Below are 24,067 nucleotides of genomic sequence, written 5' to 3' on the forward strand. Positions count from 1 at the left end.
TGGTCGGTTTACCGACCGGGTTGGTCGGTGGCCTTGGTCACTCGCCGCGAGGTCCGGGACAGCGCGAGCCAGGTGCCGAGACCGATCGGGATCACCAGCCAGCACGACAACATGCGGTAGCCGAGCGTGGCGGCGGTGGCGGTGGCCTCGTCGGTGCCGAGCAGCACCAGCCCGGCGACGAGGCTGGTCTCGATCACGCCGATGCCGCCGGGGCTGATGGGCACCTGCCGGACCAGTTGGATGCCGATGTAGACGAGCCCCACCTGGACCAGGGGCAGGCCGACGCCGAACGCCGTGCTGGTGATGAGCAGGCAGGCCAGGTCCGCGGCCCAGTTCGCGGCGGCGTACCCGACGCCCGCCGTCCAGTAGCGGAGGGGCAGCGCCGACACGTCGGCCAGGCGCGCGCGGAGCACGCCCGTCGGTCGGGCGTGCTCGGCCACGGGGAAGGGGAGCGGACGGTGGAGCGCGAATCCGGCCGCGACGTACACGGCCCCCAGCGACCCGACCACGGCGGCGACGACCTACCACGGTCGCGGGAACGCCCACGCCGCGGCCGAGCCGACCGCGTACAGGCAGCCGAGTCCGAGCACCGACACGATCCCGGACAGCACCGTGACCGTCGCCGCCGTGGACCGGCTCGCCCCGAACCGGCGGTACTGCTCGACGGCGAACGCCGCCGACACGAACGTCCCCGCCGGGAACGTCATGGACATGGCCGACCGGCTGTAGGTGATGGCCAGCGCCGAGCGGGCGGGCACCCGCACCCCGAACCCGGCGAACAGCACCTGCTGCTGCCGGGCGAACAGCCACAGGGAGAAGGCCTCCACCGCGGCGGCGACCCCGAGCAGCGGCAGGTCGACCCGGCGGAACGCCGCCGCCAGCGTCGCCCACGGCGGCAGTTCCCGGCGGGCGAACCACACGACGGCGCCCACGGCGACCAGCGCCACCACCGCGCGGATCCACCGCCGGGCCCGGCTCGGCGCGGGTGTGCCCGCCTGCTCCTCCCCGGTTCGCTGGACGGGGACGGGGCCCCGTCGCCGCCCGCAGCGGTGGTTCGTCGTCGGGTCACCGTGGTGGGGCGGCGCGAGGGATGTGGCCACGGTGGACCTCCGTTGGTCATCAACTGACGACTTGAACGGTAATAAGGGCCGAGCAGCGAAGTCAACGATCGATTACATCTAGTCCGGTGATCGCTGTCACCAGGTGAACCCGCTGCTCTAGACTCCGGTCATCGGTCGACGAAAACGCCGGGAGGCCCGTGTGGACACCCCGACAGCGCCCACCGCCCCGCGCCGCCGGGACGCGGCGGCCACTCGCGCGGCCCTGCTGGCCGCGGCTCGCGAGCTGATGGCCAAGCACGGCGTCGAGGGCACCAGCACCCGTGACGTGGCGGCGGCCGCGGGCGTGAACCAGGCGCTGGTGTACCGGTACTTCGGGTCCAAGGAGAAGCTGTTCGCCGAGGTCGTCAAGGGCGGCGCGGAGGGATCCGAGAGCGAGATCGCGACGACTCCGCTGCCGGACCTGCCGCACGTGCTGCTGACCCGCGCGCTCGAGCACGTGGCCGCACCGGGGACGGGCAGCCTCTCCGCGCTGGTCACCGCCGCGAACGACGACACGGTGCGCGCCCACATCCGGGAGCGCATCGAGAACAGCTTCGGCGCCAAGCTGGCCCCGCGGCTCGAAGGGCAGGACGTCGAGCTGCGCGCCGAACTGCTCGCCGCGCTCATCACCGGGATCGGCTTCCTGCGCGGGAAGATCGGCACGCCTGCCATCTCGGCGGCCGACCAGGAGCTGCTCGGGCATTACGTCGATCTGATGTGCGCGCCATTGCTGGCCGCTCCGGGCGACGCCGATGGCAGTGAATTCGGATCGCCGTCGGGAAACACCGGTCCGGATAGTCCTTGATGGGAGTCGGCAATTGACGGAGTCCCATTTTTCACGGTGATCCCCGGCAGCGGAACGAGCCGTCGCGGCGCGGCGGCTCGTTCTGTCCGGAACGGATCAGGGAAGGGTCACGCAGGCCCGGCCCAGCAGGACGTCGATCAGGTTGTAGGGACCGCACGCGAGTTCGAGGTGGAAGTCGGGACCGCTCGGGTTCGACGGGTTGTAGATGAAGGGCGCCGGGGTGATCCACCCGCAGAAGCCGCCACCGGCCAGGTCGACCGCGCGGTTGTCGGGGCTGACGGCCGCGCTGCCCGACGCGTTGAACCCGCCGACCTGGTAGGTGTCGGCCAGGAGGAACGCGGTGCCGGTGAGGTCCACGCGCCCGACCCCGCTCGGCGTGCTGTCGCAGGAGTAGGCCACCCCGTAGGGCATGGAGGTGACGACCGTGCTGCCCTGGTTGAGCGTTCCGGTCGAGGTCGCGAACGTGAGGTCGTTGATGTCGACGGTCAGCGTCGCCGGGTTCAGGCGGACGCGGGTGAACGTGGTGCGCACGTTCGTCCCCGGCGCGGCGCCGCCCGCGGTGTACTGCGAGAAGTTGGCGGCGCCGAGCGTGATGTACTCGCGCGGCGTGCCCGCCATGTCGTGGCAGTAGACTGGGACGAGGCGCGTGCCGGTGTTGAGCGTGTAGTTGCCGTCGCCCGCGATGGGCAGCAGGGCGCGGATGCCCGCGCAGCTGGACGGCGGGATGGTCGGCGCGGGCTGCGCCGCGGCCGACGGCGCGACGGCGACGGCCAAAGCCAGTGCGGCCGCCACCGCGATGATTCTTCGAATCATGGTCGTTCCTTTTCCTCGATGATTGGCCTCAGAATTAGAACGCAATTCGCGGCGGCGGTCGATAGGTCACGCGAGTAATTTCGGCCGGTCGTATTCGGGCACGTTTTCGGAAGCGGAGTCGTCTTTCGCGGTCGTCCAACGGCATTCGTGTTCTTGTCGGACACGACCGAGTGCACCTTCGCGGAGCATCTTGCGCGCGTCCGACTTCCAGGCGTATGGCCCGCGGGTTTCCGGGATCAGCCGGGGTCGGCCGATCCCAGCGCGATCGTCAGTTCGAGCACGGTCGTGGGGTCCTCCAGGCGCGAGCCGTACATCTCGCGGAGCTGGCTCATGCGGTAGCGCACGGTCTGGGGGTGCACGAACAGGTCGGCGGCGATCTCCTCGCGCCGCCCGTGGTGCAGCAGCCACGACCGCAGCGTCTCGACCAGCTTGGCCCGCGGTCCGGGGCGCAGGGCGTCCAGCGGTGCCAGCACCTGGGCGCGCAGGTCTTCGAGCGCCTCGACGTCGGAGCGCAGCACCAGGTCGGCCAGCCGCTGCTCGGTGTCCAGGGGCGAGCGGCCGGTCGGGCGCAGGCCGAGCCGCACGGCCCGCTGGGTCCGCAGGTAGGACGAGCGCGCCCGCGTCCACGGCCGGGCGGGGCCGACCACGGCGTCCGCGCCGAGGAGGGCGCCGACGAGGGAGGGGCGGGAACGGCCTTCGGCGTCGGGGACCAGGAGCACCGTCATCCGGCCCTCGGGGACGTCCTCGACGGCCTGGAGCGTGCGCGGGTCGAGCCGCACCAGCACGCCGCGCGCCCTGGCCTCCGGGACGATCACCGCGGTCAGCGACCGCGGCGGCTCCCAGCTCGCCCGCTCCGCCGCGGCCGCCAGGTCGTCGGGGTTCGCGCCGGTGAGCAGGCCGTGCGCCAGGCGTTCGAGGTAGTGCTCCCGCACCCGGCCGGTGGTGGCCAGCTCGTCGGCGTGACCGGCCACGCTGAGCGCCGACAGCTGGTCGATGTAGGCGAACAGGAACTCGGCGAAGCGCGCCATCTCCCCGGACGGGAGGTGCCCGAGCGCCGCGATGCCGCTCAGCTCCCGCCACGCGATCCGCGCCCCGACCCGGTAGGCGGCCAGCAGCGCGTCCATCGACCGGCCGCTGCGCGCCTCGCCGCGCCCGAGCGCGTACGCGCCGTCCAGGGCCGGGCCCAGGGGAGTGCCCGCGTCCGCGCCGGCCGTCAGTTCGAGGAAGCCCCCCAGCGCCAGTTCCACGGCGCGTTCGATCGTCCGGCCGGTCCCGCCGGTGAACACCTCGGCGTACGCGGGCACCTCGTGGACGACGGCGGCGACCGTGTGCTCGGCGACCGGCGCCAGCCCGGCCCGCATCGCCGCCGCGACCGACTTGGGGAGGCGAAACCCCTCCAGATCGGGAGAATTGTTCGCTGAGGACAAAGAACCGGTCTCGATTCACGTCGAAGGCACAGGAATTTACCTCCTGATGTTGACACGCTGGAGTCATGGCGACAACACGGACACCGGTGCAGCTCACTCGGCTCCGAGACCGCGCACGCCGGTTCGTCGAGCTGGCGACCACGCCGCTGGTTCCCGGTGACTTCTGGGAGGTCATCGACCCGCTGCGCGGCGGCGCGAACCCGCGCGGGCGGATCGTGGCCGTGAGGCCCGAGACCCGTGACGCCGCGACCATCGCCATCCGGCCGGGACGCGGCTGGAAGGGCCACACCGCAGGCCAGTACGTCCGCCTCGGCGTCGACGTGGACGGCGTCCGGCTGTGGCGCTCCTACTCGCTGACCTCGCCGCCGCGGCCCGACGGCGTCATCACCATCACCGTGAAGGCCCATCCGGGCGGTGTCGTGTCGGGCCACCTCGTCCGGCAGGTCCGGCCGGGGACGGTCGTGCACCTCGACCAGGCCGCGGGCGACTTCACCCTGCCGCTCGTCCGCCCCGCGAAGGCCCTGTTCGTCACGGCGGGCAGCGGGATCACCCCGGTCATGGGGATGCTCCGCGATGCCGCGGGCTCGCTCGCCGACGTCGTGCTGGTGCACTCGGCGCCACGGCCCGACGCCGTCATCTTCGGCCGGGAACTGCGCGGTCTCGCCGCCCGCGGCGGGCTGCGCCTGGTCGAGCGGCACACCGAGGTCGACGGGCGGCTCACCCCCGAAGCGCTCACGGAGCTGGTGCCGGACCTGGCGTCCAGGCACACCTGGGCGTGCGGCCCGAACGAGCTGCTCGACGCCCTCCAGGACACCTACGACGCGGCCGGTCACGGCGACCTGCTGCACACCGAGCGCTTCCGCCCGGCCGTGATCGCGGTCGGCGAGGGCGGCACCGTCTCGTTCGCCGACTCCGGCGTCACCGCCGAGTCCGACGGCGCCACCCCGCTGCTCGACACCGGCGAGTCCAACGGCGTGCTCATGCCGTCGGGCTGCCGCATGGGCATCTGCTTCGGCTGCGTCATCCCGCTGCGCGAGGGCTCGGTGCGCGACCTGCGCAACGGCGCGGTGACCACCGCCGCGGCGGGCGACGACATCCGCGTCCAGACGTGCGTCTCCGCCGCCGCCGGCCCCTGCCGGCTCGGCATCTGACCCCACCCGACATCGAGGAACCCCCATGACCACGATCCAGAAGCAGGAACACAACCCGATCGCCCACCTGACCGCCGAGGACGTCGAGAACCTCGGCCGCGAGCTGGACGCGTTGCGGGAGAAGGTGATCGCCAGCCGGGGCGCGGACGACGCCGCCTACATCCGCAAGGTGATCAAGACGCAGCGGGTGCTGGAGATGGGTGGCCGGGCCGTCCTGCTCGCGTCCAGGTTCCCGCCCGCGTGGTTCGTCGGCACCGCGGCGCTGTCGATCGCCAAGATCCTGGAGAACATGGAGATCGGCCACAACGTCATGCACGGCCAGTGGGACTGGATGCGCGACCCGAAGATCCACTCCACCACCTGGGAGTGGGACCACGCCTCGCCCGCCGAGCAGTGGAAGCACTCGCACAACGAGCTGCACCACACCTACACCAACGTCCTCGGCAAGGACAACGACCTCGGCTACGGCATCATGCGCGTCGACGAGGGCCAGAAGTGGCACCCCGTGCACCTCGGCCAGCCGCTGTGGAACCTCGTCAACGCCATCTTCTTCCAGTACGGCATCGCGGCCTACGACCTGGAACTCGGCAAGAACCTCAGCAGCAGGTCCCGCAGGCGGAACCCCGCCTTCAAGGCCCGCGTCGCCGCCACCCTGCGCAAGGTCCGCCGCCAGGCCACCAAGGACTACCTCGTCCACCCGATCCTGTCCGGCCCCTCGGCGCCCACGACGCTGGCCGCGAACCTGACCGCCAACCTCATCCGCAACCTGTGGACGCACTCGGTGATCATGTGCGGCCACTTCCCCGAGGGCGTCGAGACCTTCGAGCGCACGTCCATCGAGGGCGAGACCCGCGGCGAGTGGTACCTGCGCCAGATGCTGGGCTCCGCCAACATCAGCGGCGGCCCGCTCCTGCACATCATGACCGGCAACCTGTCCTTCCAGGTCGAACACCACCTCTTCCCCGACCTGCCCAGCAACCGCTACCAGGAGATCGCACCCCACGTGCGCGACCTGTTCCAGCGCTACGGCCTGACCTACACCACCGGCTCCCTGCCCAAGCAGGTCGTCTCCGCGTGGCACAAGGTGATCAGGCTGGCCCTGCCCAACGACTTCGGCAAGAAGAAGCCCGCCGCCCACCGGGCGCCCCTGCGCGTGGTCGAGCCGCCGCGGCAGGAACGACCGAGGGTCGCGACCGCCGGGTCGTAGCACGCCGGGGGTTCCCCGGTCCGGAACGGAGCCGAGGTGCCCTGTCGGGTGCGGCTCGCCGACGGGCGACTCGGGCAGCCCGGCGGTGACCAGGCGCGTGACCAGCCGGGGCCGGCGGGCAAGGCCTGGTCACGGCTCCGCGGACAGCTGTCGAATCACCCGGTTGACGCAACAGTTTGTATGATCATGCAGAGTCGTGCATAATCCACGTCGTGTCCAAAGTGCTCACTTCCCTCCCCGCCGGCGAGCGCGTCGGCATTGCCTTCTCCGGTGGACTCGACACCTCGGTGGCGGTCGCGTGGATGCGCGAGAAGGGCGCGGTGCCGTGCACGTACACGGCCGACATCGGTCAGTACGACGAACCCGACATCGCGTCCGTGCCCGACCGCGCCGAGCTCTACGGCGCCGAACTGGCCCGGCTCGTCGACTGCCGGGCGGCGCTGGTGGAGGAAGGGCTCGCGGCTCTGGCCTGCGGCGCGTTCCACATCCGCAACGGCGGCCGCACGTACTTCAACACCACGCCGCTCGGGCGGGCGGTGACCGGCACCATGCTGGTGCGCGCCATGCTCGACGACGACGTGCAGATCTGGGGCGACGGCTCCACCTACAAGGGCAACGACATCGAGCGGTTCTACCGCTACGGCCTGCTCGCCAACCCGTCCCTGCGGATCTACAAGCCGTGGCTCGACGCCGCGTTCGTCGGCGAGCTCGGCGGCCGCACCGAGATGTCCGAGTGGTTGCAAGCCCGCGACCTGCCCTACCGCTCCAGCACCGAGAAGGCCTACTCCACCGACGCGAACATCTGGGGCGCGACGCACGAGGCCAAGGCGCTGGAGAACCTCGACACCGGCATCGAACTGGTCGACCCCATCATGGGCGTCCGCTTCTGGGACCCCGCGGTGGAGATCGCCGCGGAGGACATCACGATCGGGTTCGACCAGGGCCGTCCCGTGACCATCAACGGCAAGGAGTTCGGCTCCGCGGTCGACCTCGTGCTGGAGGCGAACGCCATCGGCGGCCGCCACGGTCTCGGCATGTCCGACCAGATCGAGAACCGGATCATCGAGGCCAAGAGCCGCGGCATCTACGAGGCCCCCGGCATGGCCCTGCTGCACGCCGCCTACGAGCGGCTGGTCAACGCCATCCACAACGAGGACACCCTGGCGGCGTACCACAACGACGGCCGCAAGCTGGGCAGGCTGATGTACGAGGGCCGCTGGCTGGACCCGCAGGCCCTCATGATGCGCGAAGCCCTCCAGCGCTGGGTCGGCACCGCCGTCACCGGCGAGGTCACCCTGCGCCTGCGCCGCGGCGAGGACTACTCCATCCTCGACACCACCGGCCCGTCCTTCAGCTACCACCCCGACAAGCTGTCGATGGAACGCACCGAGGACTCCGCCTTCGGTCCCGTCGACCGCATCGGCCAGCTGACCATGCGCAACCTCGACATCGCCGACTCCCGCGCCAAGCTGGAGCTGTACGCGGGCTTCGGCATGGTCGGCAGCAGGCACGCCGCCCTGGTCAGCGCGGCCCAGGTCACCTCGACCGAACTGATCGGCACCATGCCCGACGGCGGCGCCGAGGCCATCGCCTCCCGCGGTGAGGTCGCCGACGACGAACTGCTCGACCACGCGGCCCTGGAAGCGGGCAACGACTAGGGATCTTCCTCCGAAGACGTGCGGCCGCCGGACATCCGGCGGCCGCACGTGCTTGTCCTCAGCGCGTCATCACGGCCACGAGGACCGGCAACCCGGTCACCACCCACAGCGCCCCCACGGCGACCACGGACAGCACCGCCGCCGCCGCCACCCCGATGAGCCGGAGCCGGGTGGTCGACCCCAGCAGCACCGGCACGAGCAGGCCGACGACCCCGTACCCGATCGCGTTGCCGTGGTACCCCAGCGCGAACTGGTACCACAGCGCGTCCATCCCGAAGACTGCGCCGAGCAGAGCGGGCCCCGCGACCCGCCGCCACCCGATCCCGGTGCGCCACCACGCTCCCGCCGTCCCGAAAAGCGGACCCGCGACCAGCGCGATCGCCAGCCAGAACAGCGGGTACGCCAGGTCCCCCATGCCGTCGCGGACCAGTTCGGCGTAGGCGTAGTAACCGACGACCGCACCGACCTCGGTCACCGTTCCCGCCAGGACCGCGACCCTCGGCAGGATGGCCATCGCACCCGCCGCGAACGCCGCCGCCGACCACACGGACCCCGAATTGGACAACGCCTGCAACCCGTCCGGCAGCACGCCTTGCAGCACGTTGGTGAGCGCGCCGACGAACAGCCCGGCGATCAACGCCGCGCCCGCCGACATGGCGGTCGACGCCGCCGCGGACGCGGGACGGGTGGTGGTGGTGGTGGACATGGCGATCAGCCTCCCGCCAGTCCGGACGGCCGGACATCAGCCGTGTGGCCGATGCGGCCCCACCGCATGGCCATTCCACCGACGCCGAGGGCTCGCCGGACCGGGAACTCCGCCAGATCCAAGACCGTCGTCGGCCCTAGGTCTTCAGCCGACTCGAGACCCCACCGCTACGACGACGGCAGCGACACGAACCCCTCGCGCACCATCCAGTCCCGAGCCACCACCGCCGGGTCGTGGCCGTTCACGTCCACCTCGGCGTTCAGCTTCCGGATGGTGTCGTTGTCCAGCTTCTCCACCACCGGAGCCATGATCTTCGCGACCTGCGGGTGGGCCTTCTCGAACTCGTCGCGCAGCACGATGGTGGCGTTGTACTGCGGGAAGAACTTCTTGTCGTCCTCCAGCACCACCAGGTCCAGCGCGAGGATCCGCCCGTCGGTCGTGAACACCTCGCCGAAGTTGCACGAACCCGTGGACGTCGCCGTGTAGATCGTGCCGGACCCGAACGTCTTGACCTGCACCGCTCCCACGTCGAACCCGTAGGTCTTCGCCACGCCGGGGAACCCGTCGTTGCGGCTGATGAACTCCGTCTCGAGGCAGAACACCGCCTTGTCGGGGGAGTCGCGCACCAGCGCCGCCATGTCCGAGGTGGTCTTGAGGTTGTTGGCCCGCGCGAACTCCTGGGTGACGGCGAAGGCGTAGGTGTTGTTCACGGCCGAGTAGTCCAGCCACCGCAAGCCGTTGGCGGCGAGGTCGGCGTCGCGGACGGCCTCGTACTGGGCCCGTTCGTCGGGGACGGGGTCGGTGTTGCCGAGGTAGCTGATCCAGCCCGTGCCGGTGTAGTCCCACGACAGGTCGATGTCACCGGTGAGCAGGGCCTGCCGCGAGCTGTTGGAGCCCTGGATGTTGGTCATGTCCCGGACCTCGGCCCCGGCCGCGGTGAGCGCGACCTCGGCGATGTAGCCCAGCACCTGGTTCTCGGTGAAGTCCTTGGACCCCACCGCGACGCCCACGCCGTCCAGTTCCGGCACCGGCTTGATCGAGCCCGGCGCCACGTCGAACGGCAGCGCGAACGTGGTCTCCAGGCCGCAGCCGGACGCGAGCAGTCCGGTCACGGCGGCCAGCACGGCCAGTCGTCGCGCGGTCCCGCTCATCGCAGCCCCTTCGGTCCCAGGTAGGTCTCGGCGACCGCGCCGAGCCAGTCCACCAGCAGCGCCAGGCCGACGGCCAGCACGGCACCGGTGATCAGCACGGGGAAGCGGGCGAGCTTGTAGCCGGTGTCGATCAGCAGGCCGAGGCCGCCGCCGTTGACGAACACCGCGAGCGTGGCCACGCCGACGGCGAGCACCAGCGCGGTGCGCAGCCCGGCCAGGATCAGCGGGACGGCCAGCGGCAGTTCGATCCGCCGCAGCACCGACCCGGTGGACATGCCGATGCCCCGGCCCGCGTCGATCAGCGCCGGGTCGACGCCCTGCAAGCCCACCATCGTGTTGCGCAGCACCGGGAGCAGTGTGTAGAAGGCGATCGGCAGCACCGCCGCCCACAGCCCTTCCAGTCCCGTCGCCAGGAAGAACAGCACCAGCACGCCGATGGCGGGGGAGGCCTGCCCGATCGTGGCGATGCCCAGGAACACCGGGGCGACGCGCCGAGCCCACGGGCGGGTCAGCACGATGCCCAGGGGGACCGCCACGACGAGCACGAGCCCGGTCACCACGAAGCTGATCACCAGGTGGTCCCACGTCGCGGACAGCAGCGCGGACGCGGTCAGGCTCTGCTTCTCGATCGAGTCGAGGTCCTGGGCGAACGCCCACACCAGCACGCCGCAGACCAGCGCCACCACGGCGATCGGCTGGACCAGCAGCCGCAGCCGGTCGGACCGCCGCTGCTGCTGCCGCTGGACCGCCGCGGCCGTCACGCGCCCGCCTCCTCGCGCAGGCGGCGCACCGTGTTCATGACGGTGTCGATCTCGACCAGGCCGACGTACTCACCGCGGGAACCGGTGACCACGGCGGCGCCGCCTTCGGTGAGGATCGCCTCCAGGGCGTCCTGCAACGTCGATTGCAACGTCACCGAGTCCCCGACGGGGATCGGGCTGCCGGGGGTGCGGGCGTGCACCCAGCTGGCGGGCCTGCCGCGGTCGTCCAGCAGCAGCGCGAACCCGCGTCCCGCCTCGGTGAGCGTGCGGCGGATCGCGGCCGGGTCGTCGCCGACCTTGGCGGTGATCGCCTTGGTCAGCTCGACCTCCCGGACCCGCAGCAGCGTCAGCTGCTTGAGCGAGGCGCCCGCCCCGATGAACCCGGCGACGGTGTCGTCGGCCGGGTTGGCGAGGATCTGCTCCGGCGTGTCGTACTGGAGGATCCGCGACTGCGGACCCAGCACGGCGATCCGGTCGCCGAGCTTGACCGCCTCGCCGAAGTCGTGGGTGACGAACACGATGGTCTTGCGCAGCTCGGCCTGGAGCCGCATCAGCTCGTCCTGGAGGTTGCCGCGGGTGATCGGGTCGACCGCGCCGAACGGCTCGTCCATGAGCAGGACCGGCGGGTCCGCGGCCAGCGCCCTGGCCACGCCGACGCGCTGCTGCTGGCCACCCGAGAGCTGCCGGGGGTACCGGTCGCGGTAGTCGCCGGGGTCGAGGCCCACGAGGTCGAGCATCTCGTCCACGCGATCGGTGGACTTCTTCTTGTCCCACCCGAGCAGGCCCGGCACCATGCCGACGTTCTGCCCGACCGTGAGGTGCGGGAACAGCCCCGCCTGCTGGATGGCGTAGCCGATGCCGCGGCGCAGCCGGTCGGGGTCGAGGGACAGCGTGTCCTCGCCGTCGATGGTGATGCGGCCCGACGTGGGCTCGATCAGCCGGTTGATCATCCGCATGGTGGTGGTCTTGCCGCAGCCCGACGGGCCGACGAACACCACGATCTCGCCCGCGGGGATGGTCATGCTGACCGAGTCCACCGCGGGCAGTTCGGTACCGGGGTACCGCTTGGTCACGTCGATGAGCTCGATCTCACTCGCCACGGATCCCCCTGGAGACGGTGTAGCGGCCGATCAGCGCGAAGATCCCGTCGAGGAGCAGCGCGAGGACGACGATGCCGACGGTGCCGGCGATGGCCTGGTTGGTGGCGTTGGCACTGCCCGCCCTGGTGAGCCCCGCGAAGATCTCGACACCGAGCCCCGGCCCTCTCGCGTAGGCGGCGATCGCGGCGATGCCCATCAGCATCTGGGTCGAGATGCGCACGCCCGCGAGGATCGCGGGCCACGCCAGCCGGAGTTCGACCCTGGTCAGCACCCCCGCGCGGCTCATCCCGATGCCGCGGGCGGCGTCGCGCACCGAGGCGTCCACGCCGTTCAACCCGACGATCGTGTTGCGCACGATCGGGAGCAGGCCGTAGAGCACCAGCGCCACCACGGTCGGCGGGGCGCCGAGGCCGAGGACCGGGATCAGCAGGCCGAGCAGGGCGAACGACGGGATGGTGAGGATCGCGCTGGTCAGGGCGGTGGCGACGGCCGAGCCCAGTGGGCTGCGGTGCACCACGACGCCGATGCCGATGCCGATCGCGGCAGCCAGCACCGTGCACTGGACGACCGCGCTGACGTGCAGGAGCGCTTCACCCACCAGCCGATTCCACCGGTCGGCCACGAAGTCCCAGAAGGTCACTGTGGGTGCCCCCTTCGGTACAGGTTGCCAAGACCCTAGAGGGATTCGGCGCATCCCTCAAGGTCAGCATCGGTAAAACGTCCACTGTGGACAGTCCACTGTCGACATCCGACCGGGACGAGTCGACTGTGGATCGCTTGGGGCACAACGGGTCCGGTGGATCAAGCGGTGGTCCTATCCGGCCGTTGGCAGCTTCCAGCCTTGTTCGACCGAGGTGCGGCATTCGCCGGGGTGATCGCCCGCGCCGGTGAACAACCCGATGAGCATGGGGACGCCGTGGTCGAGCGCCTGGGGCGGCAGGGGGCCGGTGGCGACCAGCGACACCAGCCCGTGGCCGATCGCCCAGCTCTGGGTCGCGAGGTCCAGCGGGACGACGTCCTCGCGGAAGCGGCCCGCGGTCCGGCCGCGCGAAGCGGCCCGCACCATGTGCTCCAGGGTCGCGTCGGCCGCCTTGAGGTCCTCGAGGTCGAAGTCCGCGTCGAACATGACCCGGTACAGGTCGGGGTGGTCGAGGGCGTTGCGGAGGTAGGCCACGACCAGGGCGGTCAGGTCCCGGACGGGGTCCTCGGTCGTGGTGACCCCCGCGAACCCGGCCGCCAGCCTGGTGAAGCCCTCCTGGCGCACGGCCCGCCACATGCCGTTCATGCCGCCGAAGTGGGTGTAGACCGCCATCGTCGACATGGGAGTCCCGGCCACCAGCGAGCGCAGGGTGACTGGTTCACGGGTGCGGAGCATGTGCGCGGCCCGTTCGACGAGCAGCGTGCGGACCGCCGGATCCTTCGACCTGGCCATGGCGTCAGGTTACATGGCATAGCAATGCTATGTTTCGGAGGACCCGGCCGCACGGGTCCTCGACGACAAGGAGTCGGCATGACCATCACCCTGGTGAACCCCGCGGGCCTGCCCCAGGTGGACATCTACCGGCAGGTCTCGGTCGCCTCGGGTTCGAAGCTGGTGTTCATCGCGGGGCAGGTCGCCCGCGACGCCGACGGCGGCAAGGTCGGCGAAGGCGACTTCGCGGCCCAGGTCGAGCAGTGCTACCTCAACCTCGGCACCGCGCTGGCCGCGGTCGGCGCCACCTTCGACGACGTGGCGAAGCTGACCGTCTACCTCGTCGACTGGACGCCGGACAGGATGCCGCTGTTCGTGGAGGGCGTCGCCCGCGCCGCGGCGAAGCTGGGCGTCACCCCGGCCGCGCCGCTCACCGGGATCGGTGTCGCCGCGCTGGCCGAGCCCGACCTGCTGGTGGAGGTGGAAGCCACCGCCGTCATCGACTGACGGGGGTCGTCACCGCCGCGGCCCGGCGCTCGAACCGCTCCGCCGACGGCTCGCGGCCGCCGAGCAGGCGGTGCGAGCCATCGATGTCGAGGTCCGGGTGCCGGGCCGCGGACGGCGTGGAAGCGCCGACTTGTCGACGCTTCCACCACGGGGCTGCCGCTACTCGGGGTCCTCGGTGGCCGGGGTGAGCACGGCGGGCTCGTCGGTGTTGTCGTCGGAGGACAGCTCGCGGTCCGGGGCGGCGGGGCCCGCGGTGTCGTCCTCGTGGGAATCGTTGCCGGGCTTGCGCGGTGTGGTCGACATGGGTGCGGTTACACCGGCGGCCGCCGGTTCACACCTCGATCGGGAACCGCTCACCCGGTCGATGCCCCTCGGACGGCGCGGCGACTCCCCGTCCACATCGGACATGCCCGGTGCGGCACGTCGTCACACCGGGCGCCTCCGACCTAGGGGGCCGTGATCGGGCTGTCGAGTCCGTCGGTCGACGAGCGCGGGGCCAGCCTGCTCGCGGTCGGGGCGGGGGAGGGGAAGCCGAGCACGGCGAGTTCGCCGTTCACGCCGTTCTCCGCCTGGCAGTCGGTGGTGCAGTTGGTCGGCGGGTTGGCGACCTCGGTCGCGTCCTCGCCGGTGACCATGCCCATCCGGCCGCCGCTGGCCACGTCCCAGACGCTGACGCCGCCGCAGTGGTCGCGGGTCTCGGCCAGGCCGAGGGTGTTGGTGAAGTCCGGACCGCAGGACGCCTGCCGGATCCGGGTGGCGACCTGCGCGCTGTCGCGCAGCACGAGCCCGGGCGCCGAGTCGGCGGCGATGTTGACCCGCGGGGTGACCTGCACGCAGAACTGGTCGGGCGGGCCGGTCGCGACGTCGGTGCACTGCGAGCCGAGGAACTTGCCCAGCTGCGCGCGGAACGCCGGGTTGTCGTAGTAGAAGGTGTTGTCCGCCAACGTGTGCACGATCCGGGTGCGCGCGCCGTCGCCGCGTTCGGGCTCCATCTGGAAGATGCCGCCCTGCGCGCAGTCCTTCGCGGTGATCTTCACGCTCAGCCCGCCGGTGCCCTCGCGGCTGATCTCCACGGTCTCCTTGCGCACCCGCAGTTCGATGCCGCCGGTCATGGTCAGGCCGCGGTGGTCAGGCACCTTGCTCGCGTACAGGGGGGTGGCCCGCCCGCCGGTCATGTCGCCGACGTTGGCGGCCCCGGTGAAGCCGTGGTCGTAGATCCCCAGCGTGGCGGGGTCGACGTCGAACCGGGTGTACTTGCCCTGCACGGTGAACCGGCCCGCCGGCGCGGGCACGGTGCCGCGGAACTCGTTGGTGCCGCTCTTGCCCAGCACGGTGAACCCGCCGCCGTCGCAGAACTTCGAACTCGCCGCGGAGGCGGCGGGGGCGGTCACGAGGGGCGTCACGAGGACGAGCACCGCCGCCGCGAACGCGGCGAGGGCCTTGATCCGGTGTGAGGTCACAGTCGCTGCTCCTCGTCTGCGGCACCCGTGTGGCGCCGCGGTGATCACTATGCCCAAAGTGGTTCAACGTTCAACCAAGTGAGACGTGATGAGACAGCGACTCGACAGGTGTGCCGGACACGGATGGTCGAGCGTCGCGGTCGGCGTTCCGCCAGCGGTGGAACGCCGACCCGCGGTCGCTCAGCGGCGGCTCCCCGTCGCGGCCCTGAGCGCGTCGACCGTGGACTGGTGCGGCTGGTCGATGACGGCCCGCGACTCGTCGACCAGGTCGGTCAGGCGGGCCACCTCGGCGTCGGTCAGGTCCTCGGCGACCTGCGCCGCGCCCGTGTTGGCGCGCAGGTGGTCGGGGTTCGCCGTGCCGGGGATGACGACGACGGCGGGGGAGCGGCGCAGCAGCCAGGCCAGCGCGACCTGGGCGGGTGTCGCGCCGAGGCGCTCCGCGGGGCCGGTCAGCTCGTCGTGGTCCGCGAGCCTTCCGGCGGCCAGCGGGTAGTAGGGCACGAACAGCACGCCCTGCGCCTCGCAGTCGGCGAGGACCTGGACGCCGCTGCGGTCGAGCAGGTTGAAGCGGTTCTGCACGGCCGCGATCGGCGTCAGCTCCTGCGCGCGGGCCAGCATCGCCGGTGTCGCCCCGGACAGCCCGATGCGCCGGATGAGCCCCTGGTCGCGCAGTTCGACGAGCGCGCCGAGCGAGTCCTCCAGCGGCACCCCGCTCGCCGGCATCGGACTGTCGCCGCCGAGCCTCAGGTACGTCAGCTCGCTCGCCTCGACCCCCATGTCGGTCAGGGCCTCGTGGACCTGGCTCCGGATCGCGTCCGGGTGGCTCGTGAGGATCCACGACCTGTCCGGTCCGCGCCCGGCTCCGACCTTGTTGCCGACGACCACCCCTTCCGGGAACGGGCGCAGCGCCTCCCCGATCAACCGGTTGACGGTGCGCGGCCCGTACGCGTTCGCGGTGTCGAAGAACCCGACCCCCAGTTCGACGGCCAGGCGCAGCACCCGCCGCGCCGCCTCGGGGTCGTCGGGCGGTCCCCAGACGTTCGGTCCGGCGAGCTGCATCGCCCCATATCCGACCCGGTTCACTGGCTTCTCCCTCGCTGTTCCACTGCTACGGCCAAGTCCGCAGCAGTGCCTGTTCCAGTGATACGCCTGATGCCGTAGCATCGCAACAGTGGACGACGCGAAGAGCCGCACCCGGCGGCAGATCCTCGAGGTGGCGGCAGAAATTCTGGAACGGGAGGGCGTCCAGGCGGTCTCCACGCGCTCGGTCGCCGCGGCGGCGGGCATCCGCGCCGCCTCCCTCTACCAGCTCTTCGACGACAAGGACGGCCTCCTCGCGGCACTGGCCATCCACGCCTTCGACCTCTACCTGGCCGGGAAGCACGGCCTGGCGCACACCGACGACCCGGTCGCCGACATGCGCCGCGGCTGGGACGCGCACGTCGACTTCGGCCTCCGCCACCCCGCCTTCTACCTGCTGATGCACGGCACCGACCGCCCCGGCCGCCGACCGCCCGTCGCCGACGAGGCCGAGGGTCTGCTGAGGACGTTCATCGACCGCGTCGCCGCCGCGGGTCGCCTCCGGGTCCCGCCCGCCCTCGCCGTCCGCCTCACCCAGGCCGCCGCCACCGGTGTCACCCTGTCGCTGATCGCCGATGGCGCCGGGAACGGCGACCCGGAGACCTCCGCGAGGATGCGCGACCTCCTGGTCGACTCCCTCACCACCGACCCGCCCCCGGCCGCGGAACCGGGCCTCGCCTCCAGGGCCCTGGCCCTTGACGCGGCCCTCACCGCGGCGGACGGGGCCGCCCTCCCGCTCCGCCCCGCCGAGACCGCCCTGCTCCGCGACTGGCTCGACCGGCTCGCCCGCTAAGGTGCTCGGGTTGCGGGTGCCAGGCCTGGTTCCCGCCCGACGCGCTCAGCGCAGCAGCACCCGGAGCACCACCTCGGCGCGTCGGGCGTCGGGCTGCTCGCCGATGAGCACGCGGGTGTGGATGTAGGACTCGGTGATGCGCGCGGCGGTGTAGGCCAGGTCGTCCAGCGGGATCTCCGAGGACACCAGGCCCGCGGCGCGGTCCTCCTCGATCAGCTCGCGGATCAGCCCGAGGTACCGCTGCTGGTACTCGCCGGACGTGCTGGTCAGCAGGCCGAGCGCGAACGCGGGCTCGTCGCGCAGCAGTTGCCGCATACCGGGGTGCTCGTTCACGTCGCGGACGAACGCGGTCAGCGCGGCGGCGGTGCGCGGGCCCTCGACGGGCTCGGCGCGGTAGGTGTCGAAGCTCTTGCGGGTGGCCGCCCACAGCACCTCGGTGATGAGCTGCTCGCGCGAGCCGACCCAGCGGTACAGGGTGACCCGGTTGACGCCCAGCTCGTCGGCCAGCCCCTGCATGTCGATCCGCTCGCCCGCGGCGAACCGGCGGCGGGCCGCGGTGAAGGCGTCCATGACGGTGGGGCGGCACGACGTGCCGCGCAAAGCCCTGCCCAGTGCGGTGACCTGGTCCTGCTCGTCCACCGGTGCCCCCGTCGATCCCTTGCCCACCCGTGTTGGCCGAGCCTAGTGTGTAACGAAGTCCATGGTGTGTTGCACGGTTGCACCATGATCGCTCAGCGTTGCGCGAAGAAGGGCTCGAGGTCATGGTCGATGTGTCAGGGAGCTGGGACGCCCGGTTCGAACCGGTGAAGGACGCCCTCGCCCGCCAGGTGGAGTCGGGCAACGAACTGGGCGCGAGCGTCGTGGTGGACGTGGACGGCACGACCGTCGTCGACATCTGGGCCGGTTGGCGCGATGCCGAGCACACGTCGCCGTGGACCGAGGACACCATCACCAACGTCTGGTCGACGACGAAGACCGTGACGAACCTGTCCGCGCTCGTGCTCGTCGACCGCGGCCTGCTCGACCCGTACGCGCCCGTCGCGAAGTACTGGCCGGAGTTCGCCGAGAACGGCAAGGAGCGCGTCGAGGTCCGACACCTGCTCGGCCACACCTCGGGCGTGTCCGGCTGGGAGACGCCGTTCGCCGTGGAGGACATGTACGACTGGGACACCGCGACCAAGCGGCTCGCCGCCCAGAAGCCTTGGTGGGAACCGGGAACCGCGTCGGGTTACCACGCCAGCAACCAGGGCCACCTCGTCGGCGAGGTGGTTCGTCGGGTCAGCGGCAAGCCGCTCAAGGCGTTCGTCGCCGAGGAGATCGCGGGCCCGCTGGGCGCGGACTTCCAGATCGGCGCCCGCGAGTCCGACTGGGACCGGATCGCGCCGGTCGTCCCACCGCCCCCGCTGCCGTTCGACCTCGCCGCGCTCGACCCGGAGAGCCCGATGGTGAAGACGTTCAGCGCACCCGCCACGGATGCCTCCGCGGCCAACACGCCGGACTGGCGCCGGGCGGACATGGGCGCGGTCAACGGCCACGGCAACGCCCGCTCGGTCGCCCGCATCCTCAAGTCGCTGTCGTTGGGCGGCACGGTCGACGGCGTCCGGCTGCTCTCGCCGGACACCATCGACGTCATCTTCGACGAGCAGAGCAACGGCGTCGACCTGGTTCTGGGCGTACCGCTGCGCTTCGGCGTCGGCTTCGCGCTACCCGAAACGCAGACCGTGCCCTACGCACCGCAGGGCCGCGCCTGCTACTGGGGTGGATGGGGCGGCTCGGTCATCATGATGGACCTCGACCGCCGGGTCACCATCAGCTACATGATGAACCGGATGGCGCCCGGCATCATCGGGTCCGACCGCTCTCAGGACTACGTGGAGACCACCTACGCCTGCCTGGACTGAACTGTCCACTGTGGATAGTGCAGGTCAAGCACCCAGACCCCAGCCACGCTGACAGCAAAGCACCCAGACCCCAACCACGCTGGAACCGAGCGCGCAGGCGTCCGCTCGTGCGGCCGACTTCACTTGGGGTTCTGGCCCTGCACTGGTTCGGCGGGCTGGGATCTTCGCCCCTGCCCCTTTTGGGCCCGCAGGGCCAAAAGAGGGGCCCCAAGTCAAGTCGGCCGCACCCGGAGTCCTCTGATGCGATCCACGACTTGCCACATCAGCCCACCATGCCCGATCAACGCACAACCCCCGACCAAGCCGCAGAACCCACCCCCTCAGGAAACCCACCGCCACACCAGCGGCGGCCGCCCGCCCTTCGGCAAGGACGCGGCGTGCTGCTCGGTCCGCTCCAACCCCGCGATCCGGTCCATCGTGCGACCCAGGTTCGCCGGATAGGGCCGATCCCCGGTCAGCGCCTCCGTCACGTCCAACGCCTGCGCCGTCGTGAACTCCCGCCCCAGCAACCCCGACGTGAACCCCGTGTCCCGCCACAACCGATCAGCCAGCAGCGGACGGCAGTCGGCCACGATCCGGTCGTGGTCGAACGCCAGCGGTGGCACCGATCCCAACGGCACCCATGTCGGCCCCTCAGCACCGAGATGGGCCGGGTCCACCGTGGCCCACAGGGCGACCGACAGCGTCGGCCCGCGCGGGTCGCGGGAGGGCTCGTCGAACGTGGCGAGCTGGCCCGCCGCCGTCATCGCCTCCTCGGCGACGCCGAGCTTCCCGGTGACCGCCCGCCTCGTCGCGTCGCGCAACCGCTCGCCCCGGCCGAGCAGCACACCCGGCAGGGCGAGGTCACCGGCGAACGGCTCCAGCGCGCGCGGTGCCACCCCCAGCAGCACCGCGCGGGCCACCGGGTCGAACCGCAGCGCGAGCACGTCCACCGACACCAACGTCGACTCGATTCGGGGCGCTTCCATGCCCGGATTCTCCCGCACCTCGGCGCGGTCGCGGGCTCCGGACGGAGTAGTCGGCGCGGTCGGGACCCGAAGCGGTGACGCGCACCGGCAGGCCGAACGCCTCCTCCAGCCACGCCACCGGATCCGGCATGGCCTCCAGTTCCGGGGCGCACCTGGTCAGGAACCCCGTGAGGTCCGGTCGGTCCGGCAGGTCGACGCACCGGGTCGAGTCGGCCCAGTAGGCGGTGGAGACCCACGAGGTGGGCGCGTCCAGGTGGGTGACGGCCAGCCCGTCGACACCGCCGCACGCGGCCACGGCGTACCGCAGCAGCACCGCGTCCAGGTGCCCGGCCCGCCACGCCCCCTGGTACTCGCCGGCGCCGTTGTGGCGTTCGGGGAACCGGGCGAGCAGCGCGTGGTCCTCGGTCGGCAGCGGCCCGGCGCCGTGCCGGGTCTGGTAGGTCCGCGTCACGCCCAGCACGCGGGCCGCCCGTCCGCCGAGCAGCGCGCGAGCGTTGTCGGGCGTGACGGTGGACCAGGTGGTGTGCGGGTGGAACCCGCGGTGCTCGTCCAGCAGAACACCTTGCGCGCCTTCGAACACGAGCCGCCCGGTGTCGGCGAGGCGCCCCACCTCGTCACCCGACGTCGTCCGCACCGCGTCCGCGAACGCCCGGTACAGCGACACGAGCTCGTCCACCGACTGGCCGTCGCCGATCAGCGGCCCGTAGCACCGGGCCAGCGCGTCGAGCTTGCGGCGCAACGCCTTCGGGTCCGCGCAGTCGCCGACCGTCGGCGCGGGCCCCGGCGTACCGGGCACCTCCTGGCCCTCCACGACGTCGCCCGCCACGGCGCCGCGCCGCTCCAGCAGGGCGTACCACGCGGTCTCGCCGATGCCCTTGCCGCACGAGCCGTGCCTGCCCTCGCCCCTGGCGTCCTCGCGCGCCCGGTTCGCGGCCACGTGGAACGGGGTGGTGAGCAGCGCGTCCGCGTCGATCGTGACCAGTCCCAACGGGTCCTCGACGCCCAGCGCCGCCAGTTCCCGCGACTCGGTGGCCAGCGCGATCGGCTCGACCAGCACGTGCCGGGAGAGGAAGGTCGGCACGCCCGCGAGCGTGCCCGACCCGAACTGGCTGAACGTGTGGTGCCGTTCGCCGACGACCACGTTGTGCGCGGCCTGCGCGCCGCCGTTGAACCGCACCACCGAGACCACCGGCCCGTCGGCGCACAGCGCGTCGACCACCGCTCCCTTGCCCTCGTCGCCGAAGCCCAGCCCGACGACGATGACGTGCTCCGCGTTCGCCACGTCAGTTCAGCGCCACGTCGTCGGGACCGTCCAGCATCGGGGGAGTGCCCGACCTGGTGAGCGCCCCGGCGCTCGCGCCGACCTGGACCAGCGCCTTGCCGACCGCGCGGCTCTCGGCGGCCGACCCCACCTCGGCGAGGTCCACCAGCGCCTGGTCGAGGTCGACCACCCGCTCCTCCAGCCCGATGGTCGCGGCGATCAGCTCGCACACCGCGCCGGGGTCGTCCAGCTTGAGGAAGTTCTGGCCGAGCACGTCGCGCCAGTGGTCGGCGATGGCGGGATCGTTGAAGTAAGAGGACTTGTTGGGCAGCACGAAGTACACGTGCCACTTGCGGGCCAGCTCCCGGTACACCGACAGCGGGTCGACGTCCTGGCCGATGTCGTCGCCGATCACCCGCTTGACGTGCCTGGCCTCCAGGCGGGGCTTGTTGAGCTCGTCGCCGATGATGAACAGGTACCCCTTGCGGCCGCGCTTCTGCCACGCGTCGGTCACCACGTGGCGGGCCACGAAGTACGCCGCCAGCTCGTAGGACTCGCTCTTCTGGCCGCCGCCGTTGCCCTCCAGGAAGATGTCGCGCAGCTGGTCGTCCATCCGGTTGTCCGACTCGAACTGGCCGACCTGCAACGGCACCCGGTCGCTGTCGGCGTCACCGATCCCGCCGAACATCAGCTGCGGGTCGGTGACGTACCCCTTGCGCTGCAACAACCCGTGCAGCTTGCCGAGCTTGCCCTGCATGATCTTCGGGACGCTGCCCATCGACCCCGTCACGTCGAACAGCACCGCGATCGGCGTGGAGTCGGCGTGGTCGGGCGAGTCCCGGCACTCGCGGGCCGTCACGCCGAACGGGTCCATCGACGGCGCCGCCTTCCACTTGGCCGACGGCGTCCCCCGCATCGCCGAGGTGTAGCCGAAGTCGTCGATCCCCTTCGCCGCGCGGAAGGTCTTGGCCGCCGCGTAGGCGTTGTCGTCCCAGCTGCCGTGTCCCATGGTCAGGCTCCTGCCTTGAGGTGCGGAAGGGCGAACGGGCGGAACACCCGCGCGCCGTGGAGTTCGTCGAGCAGTTCGTCGTACTCGCCCATCAGGTCGACGGCGTCGGGCCGTCGGGTCGGGTTGTCCTGCATGCACCCGGTGGCGAACGCGCGCTGCCGGGTCTCGTCGCGCCCCAACAGCTCCAGCATCAGCGCGTGCGCCATGTGGACGTCGGTGGCGGTGGTGACCGGTGATCCGTCGCGGACCTCCGGCGGGTAGTCGATCGCCTTGCTGGTCGCCAGCAGCCGCTGCCCCGTCTCGACCGCGAACGACCAGCCGACCAGGACGACGCCGTGCTGCTCGGGGTGGATCAGCACGTTGTCGGCGGAGATCGCGCCGTGCACCAGCCCGATCCGGTGCGCGCCCGCCACGGCGCGCAGCAGCCTGCGGTGCATCCACGCGTAGTCGCGGCCGTCCAGGCCGTTCGGGAACGCCCGCTTCACCTCGGCCAGCGTGACGAACCCGTCGACCAGCGGCTCCAGGACGGTGAACGCCCGGTCGCCGCGGGCCACGTCGCCCGAGCAGTCGGTGATCCGGGGGTAGTAGGGCCGCAGCCACGGCTCGCGGTTGGTGAACTTGCGCAGCTCCCGCAGCGCCTGCCACTCGGCGTGCAGCAACGGGTTCAGCGCCGCGTTGCGCACCACCTTGACCACCCGCGGCCCGTCGGTGCGGTACACGTTCGCGACGCTGCCGACCGCGTGCGGCGCGCCGACCCGGTAGGTCCCGGTGGCGGTCCGCAGCTCCACCGACGTCGCCTGCCGCCACTCGTGGTGCAGCCGGGTCAGCTCCGCGGAGGCCGCGTGCGCCCGCACGTCGGCCGGACCGACCACGTCCGGGTGCAGCACGGCTGCCAGTCCCCGGTAGCGGCGCTGAGCCTCCTTCCGGAGGTCCGCGTCCGTGGTGGGAGGACCGAAGAGGTCGGTGGGCGAGGTGGCCCGCTCGACCTGGTCCAGTGCCTCTTGCCTGGTGAACATGGTTTGAGTCTATGTAACTCAAACCCGGAGCGCAACTGTGTTCCGGACGACAGCGGGCCGACGGGTCAGTCGCCGCCCGTGCCGAAGCGCTCGGTCCTGATCCGGCTCGGGTCGTGGCCGAGGCCGACGAGCAGGTCGGCGGCGGCCTCAACGAAACCGGTGGGGCCGCAGACGAAGCAGTCCGGGGTGAGGTCGGCGGGCCAGCCCGCGGTGGCGAGGTCGGTGGCGTTGAGCCGCTCGGGAGGGCGGGGCCAGTCCTCGGGTGGGTTGCGGGTGTAGACGTAGGTGACGTCCACGCCGGGCGGCGGGTTTCGCAACTCGTCCACGTAGAAGCGGTCGGCGGGACGGCGGACCGAGTAGAGCAGGCGGAACGGCACGGGGGAGCGGCGGGCGCGGATCATCGCCATCAGCGGCACGATGCCGGACCCGCCCGCGAGCAGCAGCACCGGCGCGGTGTCCTCCGGCCGCCACACGAACCAGCCGCCGATCGGGCCGCGCAGCTCGAAGACGTCACCGACCTCCACGACCCGCGTCAGGTGCGGCGACACCTCGCCGTCCTCGACCCGCTGCACGGTCAACTCGATCCGGTGGCCGTTGGCGGGAGCGGCGAGCGAGTAGCCGCGCTGGGTGCTGTAGCCGTCCTCGGCGGTGAGCCGCAGGTCCACGTGCTGCCCCGCGAGGTGGCCGGGCCACGACGGCACGTCCAGCACGATCGTGCGCGCGACCGGCGTCTCGTCCCGCACGGCGACCACCGTCGCGACGTGCCAGGCCATCCCGCGCAC

The 24,067-nt window shown here is 71.6% G+C and carries 26 protein-coding genes; 7 read left to right on the top strand and 19 right to left on the bottom strand.

All coding sequences use genetic code 11. The features are described 5' to 3' along the window. Window positions 1-8: 8 nt before the first annotated feature. The gene (locus RM788_RS50680; protein WP_315928918.1) at window positions 9-509 is read right to left on the bottom strand and encodes a flippase-like domain-containing protein; all 501 of its coding nucleotides are present in this window, start codon (window positions 507-509) and stop codon (window positions 9-11) included. A gap of 12 nt (window positions 510-521) precedes the next feature. Next, window positions 522-1,100 (bottom strand): hypothetical protein, encoded by a 579-nt coding sequence (locus tag RM788_RS50685; protein WP_315928920.1) that lies wholly within the window; start codon window positions 1,098-1,100, stop codon window positions 522-524. 160 nt (window positions 1,101-1,260) lie between these two features. Between RM788_RS50685 and RM788_RS50690 the strand changes: the two genes are divergently transcribed. Next, the gene (locus RM788_RS50690) at window positions 1,261-1,905 is read left to right on the top strand and encodes a TetR/AcrR family transcriptional regulator (RefSeq protein WP_315928922.1); all 645 of its coding nucleotides are present in this window, start codon (window positions 1,261-1,263) and stop codon (window positions 1,903-1,905) included. 96 nt (window positions 1,906-2,001) lie between these two features. Here RM788_RS50690 and RM788_RS50695 read toward each other — a convergent pair whose 3' ends face one another. Continuing rightward, on the bottom strand, window positions 2,002-2,718 hold the full coding sequence (locus RM788_RS50695; protein WP_315928924.1) for a GON domain-containing protein: 717 nt from the start codon (window positions 2,716-2,718) through the stop codon (window positions 2,002-2,004). 236 nt (window positions 2,719-2,954) lie between these two features. Continuing rightward, window positions 2,955-4,145, bottom strand: a complete 1,191-nt coding sequence (locus tag RM788_RS50700) for a PucR family transcriptional regulator (protein ID WP_315928926.1) — start codon at window positions 4,143-4,145, stop codon at window positions 2,955-2,957. A gap of 65 nt (window positions 4,146-4,210) precedes the next feature. Between RM788_RS50700 and RM788_RS50705 the strand changes: the two genes are divergently transcribed. The 3 genes from RM788_RS50705 to argG all read left to right on the top strand — a co-directional run bounded on the left by RM788_RS50705 (window position 4,211) and on the right by argG (window position 8,161). Next, complete coding sequence (locus RM788_RS50705; protein WP_315928928.1) at window positions 4,211-5,296, top strand: ferredoxin reductase; 1,086 nt, start codon at window positions 4,211-4,213, stop codon at window positions 5,294-5,296. Window positions 5,297-5,321: 25 nt separating this feature from the next. Next, the gene (locus RM788_RS50710; RefSeq protein WP_315928930.1) at window positions 5,322-6,503 is read left to right on the top strand and encodes a fatty acid desaturase family protein; all 1,182 of its coding nucleotides are present in this window, start codon (window positions 5,322-5,324) and stop codon (window positions 6,501-6,503) included. A gap of 212 nt (window positions 6,504-6,715) precedes the next feature. Continuing rightward, window positions 6,716-8,161 carry an argininosuccinate synthase gene (gene argG / locus RM788_RS50715; protein WP_315928932.1) on the top strand — a complete coding sequence of 482 codons (1,446 nt, stop codon included), beginning with the start codon at window positions 6,716-6,718 and terminating at the stop codon, window positions 8,159-8,161. Window positions 8,162-8,219: 58 nt separating this feature from the next. On the opposite strand, the gene RM788_RS50720 is transcribed toward argG, so the two are convergent. From RM788_RS50720 to RM788_RS50745, 6 genes are all read right to left on the bottom strand, one after another. Continuing rightward, entirely contained in the window at window positions 8,220-8,867 is a 648-nt protein-coding gene (locus tag RM788_RS50720) for a DUF6518 family protein (protein WP_315928934.1), read from the bottom strand. A 167-nt stretch (window positions 8,868-9,034) separates the two neighbouring features. Next, the gene (locus RM788_RS50725) at window positions 9,035-10,018 is read right to left on the bottom strand and encodes a glycine betaine ABC transporter substrate-binding protein (protein WP_315928936.1); all 984 of its coding nucleotides are present in this window, start codon (window positions 10,016-10,018) and stop codon (window positions 9,035-9,037) included. Next, window positions 10,015-10,779 carry an ABC transporter permease gene (locus RM788_RS50730; RefSeq protein WP_315928938.1) on the bottom strand — a complete coding sequence of 255 codons (765 nt, stop codon included), beginning with the start codon at window positions 10,777-10,779 and terminating at the stop codon, window positions 10,015-10,017. Before RM788_RS50730 ends, RM788_RS50725 begins: the two co-directional genes overlap by 4 nt. Next, the gene (locus tag RM788_RS50735) at window positions 10,776-11,879 is read right to left on the bottom strand and encodes an ABC transporter ATP-binding protein (RefSeq protein WP_315928940.1); all 1,104 of its coding nucleotides are present in this window, start codon (window positions 11,877-11,879) and stop codon (window positions 10,776-10,778) included. Before RM788_RS50735 ends, RM788_RS50730 begins: the two co-directional genes overlap by 4 nt. Next, window positions 11,869-12,477 (bottom strand): ABC transporter permease, encoded by a 609-nt coding sequence (locus RM788_RS50740; RefSeq protein ID WP_399342637.1) that lies wholly within the window; start codon window positions 12,475-12,477, stop codon window positions 11,869-11,871. The genes RM788_RS50735 and RM788_RS50740 overlap by 11 nt, the downstream gene beginning before the upstream one ends. 216 nt (window positions 12,478-12,693) lie before the next feature. Beyond that, entirely contained in the window at window positions 12,694-13,311 is a 618-nt protein-coding gene (locus RM788_RS50745) for a TetR/AcrR family transcriptional regulator (RefSeq protein WP_315928944.1), read from the bottom strand. A 78-nt stretch (window positions 13,312-13,389) separates the two neighbouring features. On the opposite strand from RM788_RS50745, the gene RM788_RS50750 reads away from it, so the two are divergent. Beyond that, the gene (locus RM788_RS50750; protein WP_315928946.1) at window positions 13,390-13,797 is read left to right on the top strand and encodes a RidA family protein; all 408 of its coding nucleotides are present in this window, start codon (window positions 13,390-13,392) and stop codon (window positions 13,795-13,797) included. A 159-nt stretch (window positions 13,798-13,956) separates the two neighbouring features. On the opposite strand, the gene RM788_RS50755 is transcribed toward RM788_RS50750, so the two are convergent. From RM788_RS50755 to RM788_RS50765, 3 genes are all read right to left on the bottom strand, one after another. Continuing rightward, window positions 13,957-14,100: a hypothetical protein gene (locus RM788_RS50755; protein WP_315928948.1), complete on the bottom strand. Its 144-nt coding sequence runs from the start codon at window positions 14,098-14,100 to the stop codon at window positions 13,957-13,959. 143 nt (window positions 14,101-14,243) lie between these two features. Further along, window positions 14,244-15,257: a hypothetical protein gene (locus tag RM788_RS50760; protein ID WP_315928950.1), complete on the bottom strand. Its 1,014-nt coding sequence runs from the start codon at window positions 15,255-15,257 to the stop codon at window positions 14,244-14,246. 180 nt (window positions 15,258-15,437) lie between these two features. Continuing rightward, window positions 15,438-16,340, bottom strand: a complete 903-nt coding sequence (locus RM788_RS50765; RefSeq protein ID WP_315928952.1) for an aldo/keto reductase — start codon at window positions 16,338-16,340, stop codon at window positions 15,438-15,440. 88 nt (window positions 16,341-16,428) lie between these two features. On the opposite strand from RM788_RS50765, the gene RM788_RS50770 reads away from it, so the two are divergent. Continuing rightward, the gene (locus RM788_RS50770) at window positions 16,429-17,130 is read left to right on the top strand and encodes a TetR/AcrR family transcriptional regulator (RefSeq protein WP_315928954.1); all 702 of its coding nucleotides are present in this window, start codon (window positions 16,429-16,431) and stop codon (window positions 17,128-17,130) included. 45 nt (window positions 17,131-17,175) lie between these two features. Here RM788_RS50770 and RM788_RS50775 read toward each other — a convergent pair whose 3' ends face one another. Further along, window positions 17,176-17,769, bottom strand: coding sequence for a QsdR family transcriptional regulator (locus RM788_RS50775; protein ID WP_315928956.1), 594 nt, complete (start codon window positions 17,767-17,769; stop codon window positions 17,176-17,178). A 122-nt stretch (window positions 17,770-17,891) separates the two neighbouring features. Here RM788_RS50775 and RM788_RS50780 point away from each other — a divergent pair, with 122 nt between their 5' ends. Further along, window positions 17,892-19,031 (top strand): serine hydrolase domain-containing protein, encoded by a 1,140-nt coding sequence (locus tag RM788_RS50780; RefSeq protein WP_315928958.1) that lies wholly within the window; start codon window positions 17,892-17,894, stop codon window positions 19,029-19,031. A 320-nt stretch (window positions 19,032-19,351) separates the two neighbouring features. On the opposite strand, the gene RM788_RS50785 is transcribed toward RM788_RS50780, so the two are convergent. From RM788_RS50785 to RM788_RS50805, 5 genes are all read right to left on the bottom strand, one after another. Continuing rightward, the gene (locus RM788_RS50785; RefSeq protein WP_315928960.1) at window positions 19,352-19,963 is read right to left on the bottom strand and encodes an NUDIX hydrolase; all 612 of its coding nucleotides are present in this window, start codon (window positions 19,961-19,963) and stop codon (window positions 19,352-19,354) included. Next, window positions 19,875-21,281: an adenylosuccinate synthetase gene (locus RM788_RS50790; RefSeq protein WP_315928962.1), complete on the bottom strand. Its 1,407-nt coding sequence runs from the start codon at window positions 21,279-21,281 to the stop codon at window positions 19,875-19,877. The genes RM788_RS50785 and RM788_RS50790 overlap by 89 nt, the downstream gene beginning before the upstream one ends. 1 nt (window position 21,282) lies before the next feature. Then, the gene (locus tag RM788_RS50795) at window positions 21,283-22,269 is read right to left on the bottom strand and encodes a hypothetical protein (protein WP_315928964.1); all 987 of its coding nucleotides are present in this window, start codon (window positions 22,267-22,269) and stop codon (window positions 21,283-21,285) included. A gap of 2 nt (window positions 22,270-22,271) precedes the next feature. After that, window positions 22,272-23,285, bottom strand: coding sequence for a protein kinase family protein (locus tag RM788_RS50800; protein ID WP_315928966.1), 1,014 nt, complete (start codon window positions 23,283-23,285; stop codon window positions 22,272-22,274). 65 nt (window positions 23,286-23,350) lie between these two features. Continuing rightward, the gene (locus RM788_RS50805) at window positions 23,351-24,058 is read right to left on the bottom strand and encodes a ferredoxin reductase (RefSeq protein ID WP_315928968.1); all 708 of its coding nucleotides are present in this window, start codon (window positions 24,056-24,058) and stop codon (window positions 23,351-23,353) included. Window positions 24,059-24,067 lie beyond the last annotated feature (9 nt).

The organism is Umezawaea sp. Da 62-37 (assembly GCF_032460545.1).
Taxonomy (GTDB): domain Bacteria; phylum Actinomycetota; class Actinomycetes; order Mycobacteriales; family Pseudonocardiaceae; genus Umezawaea.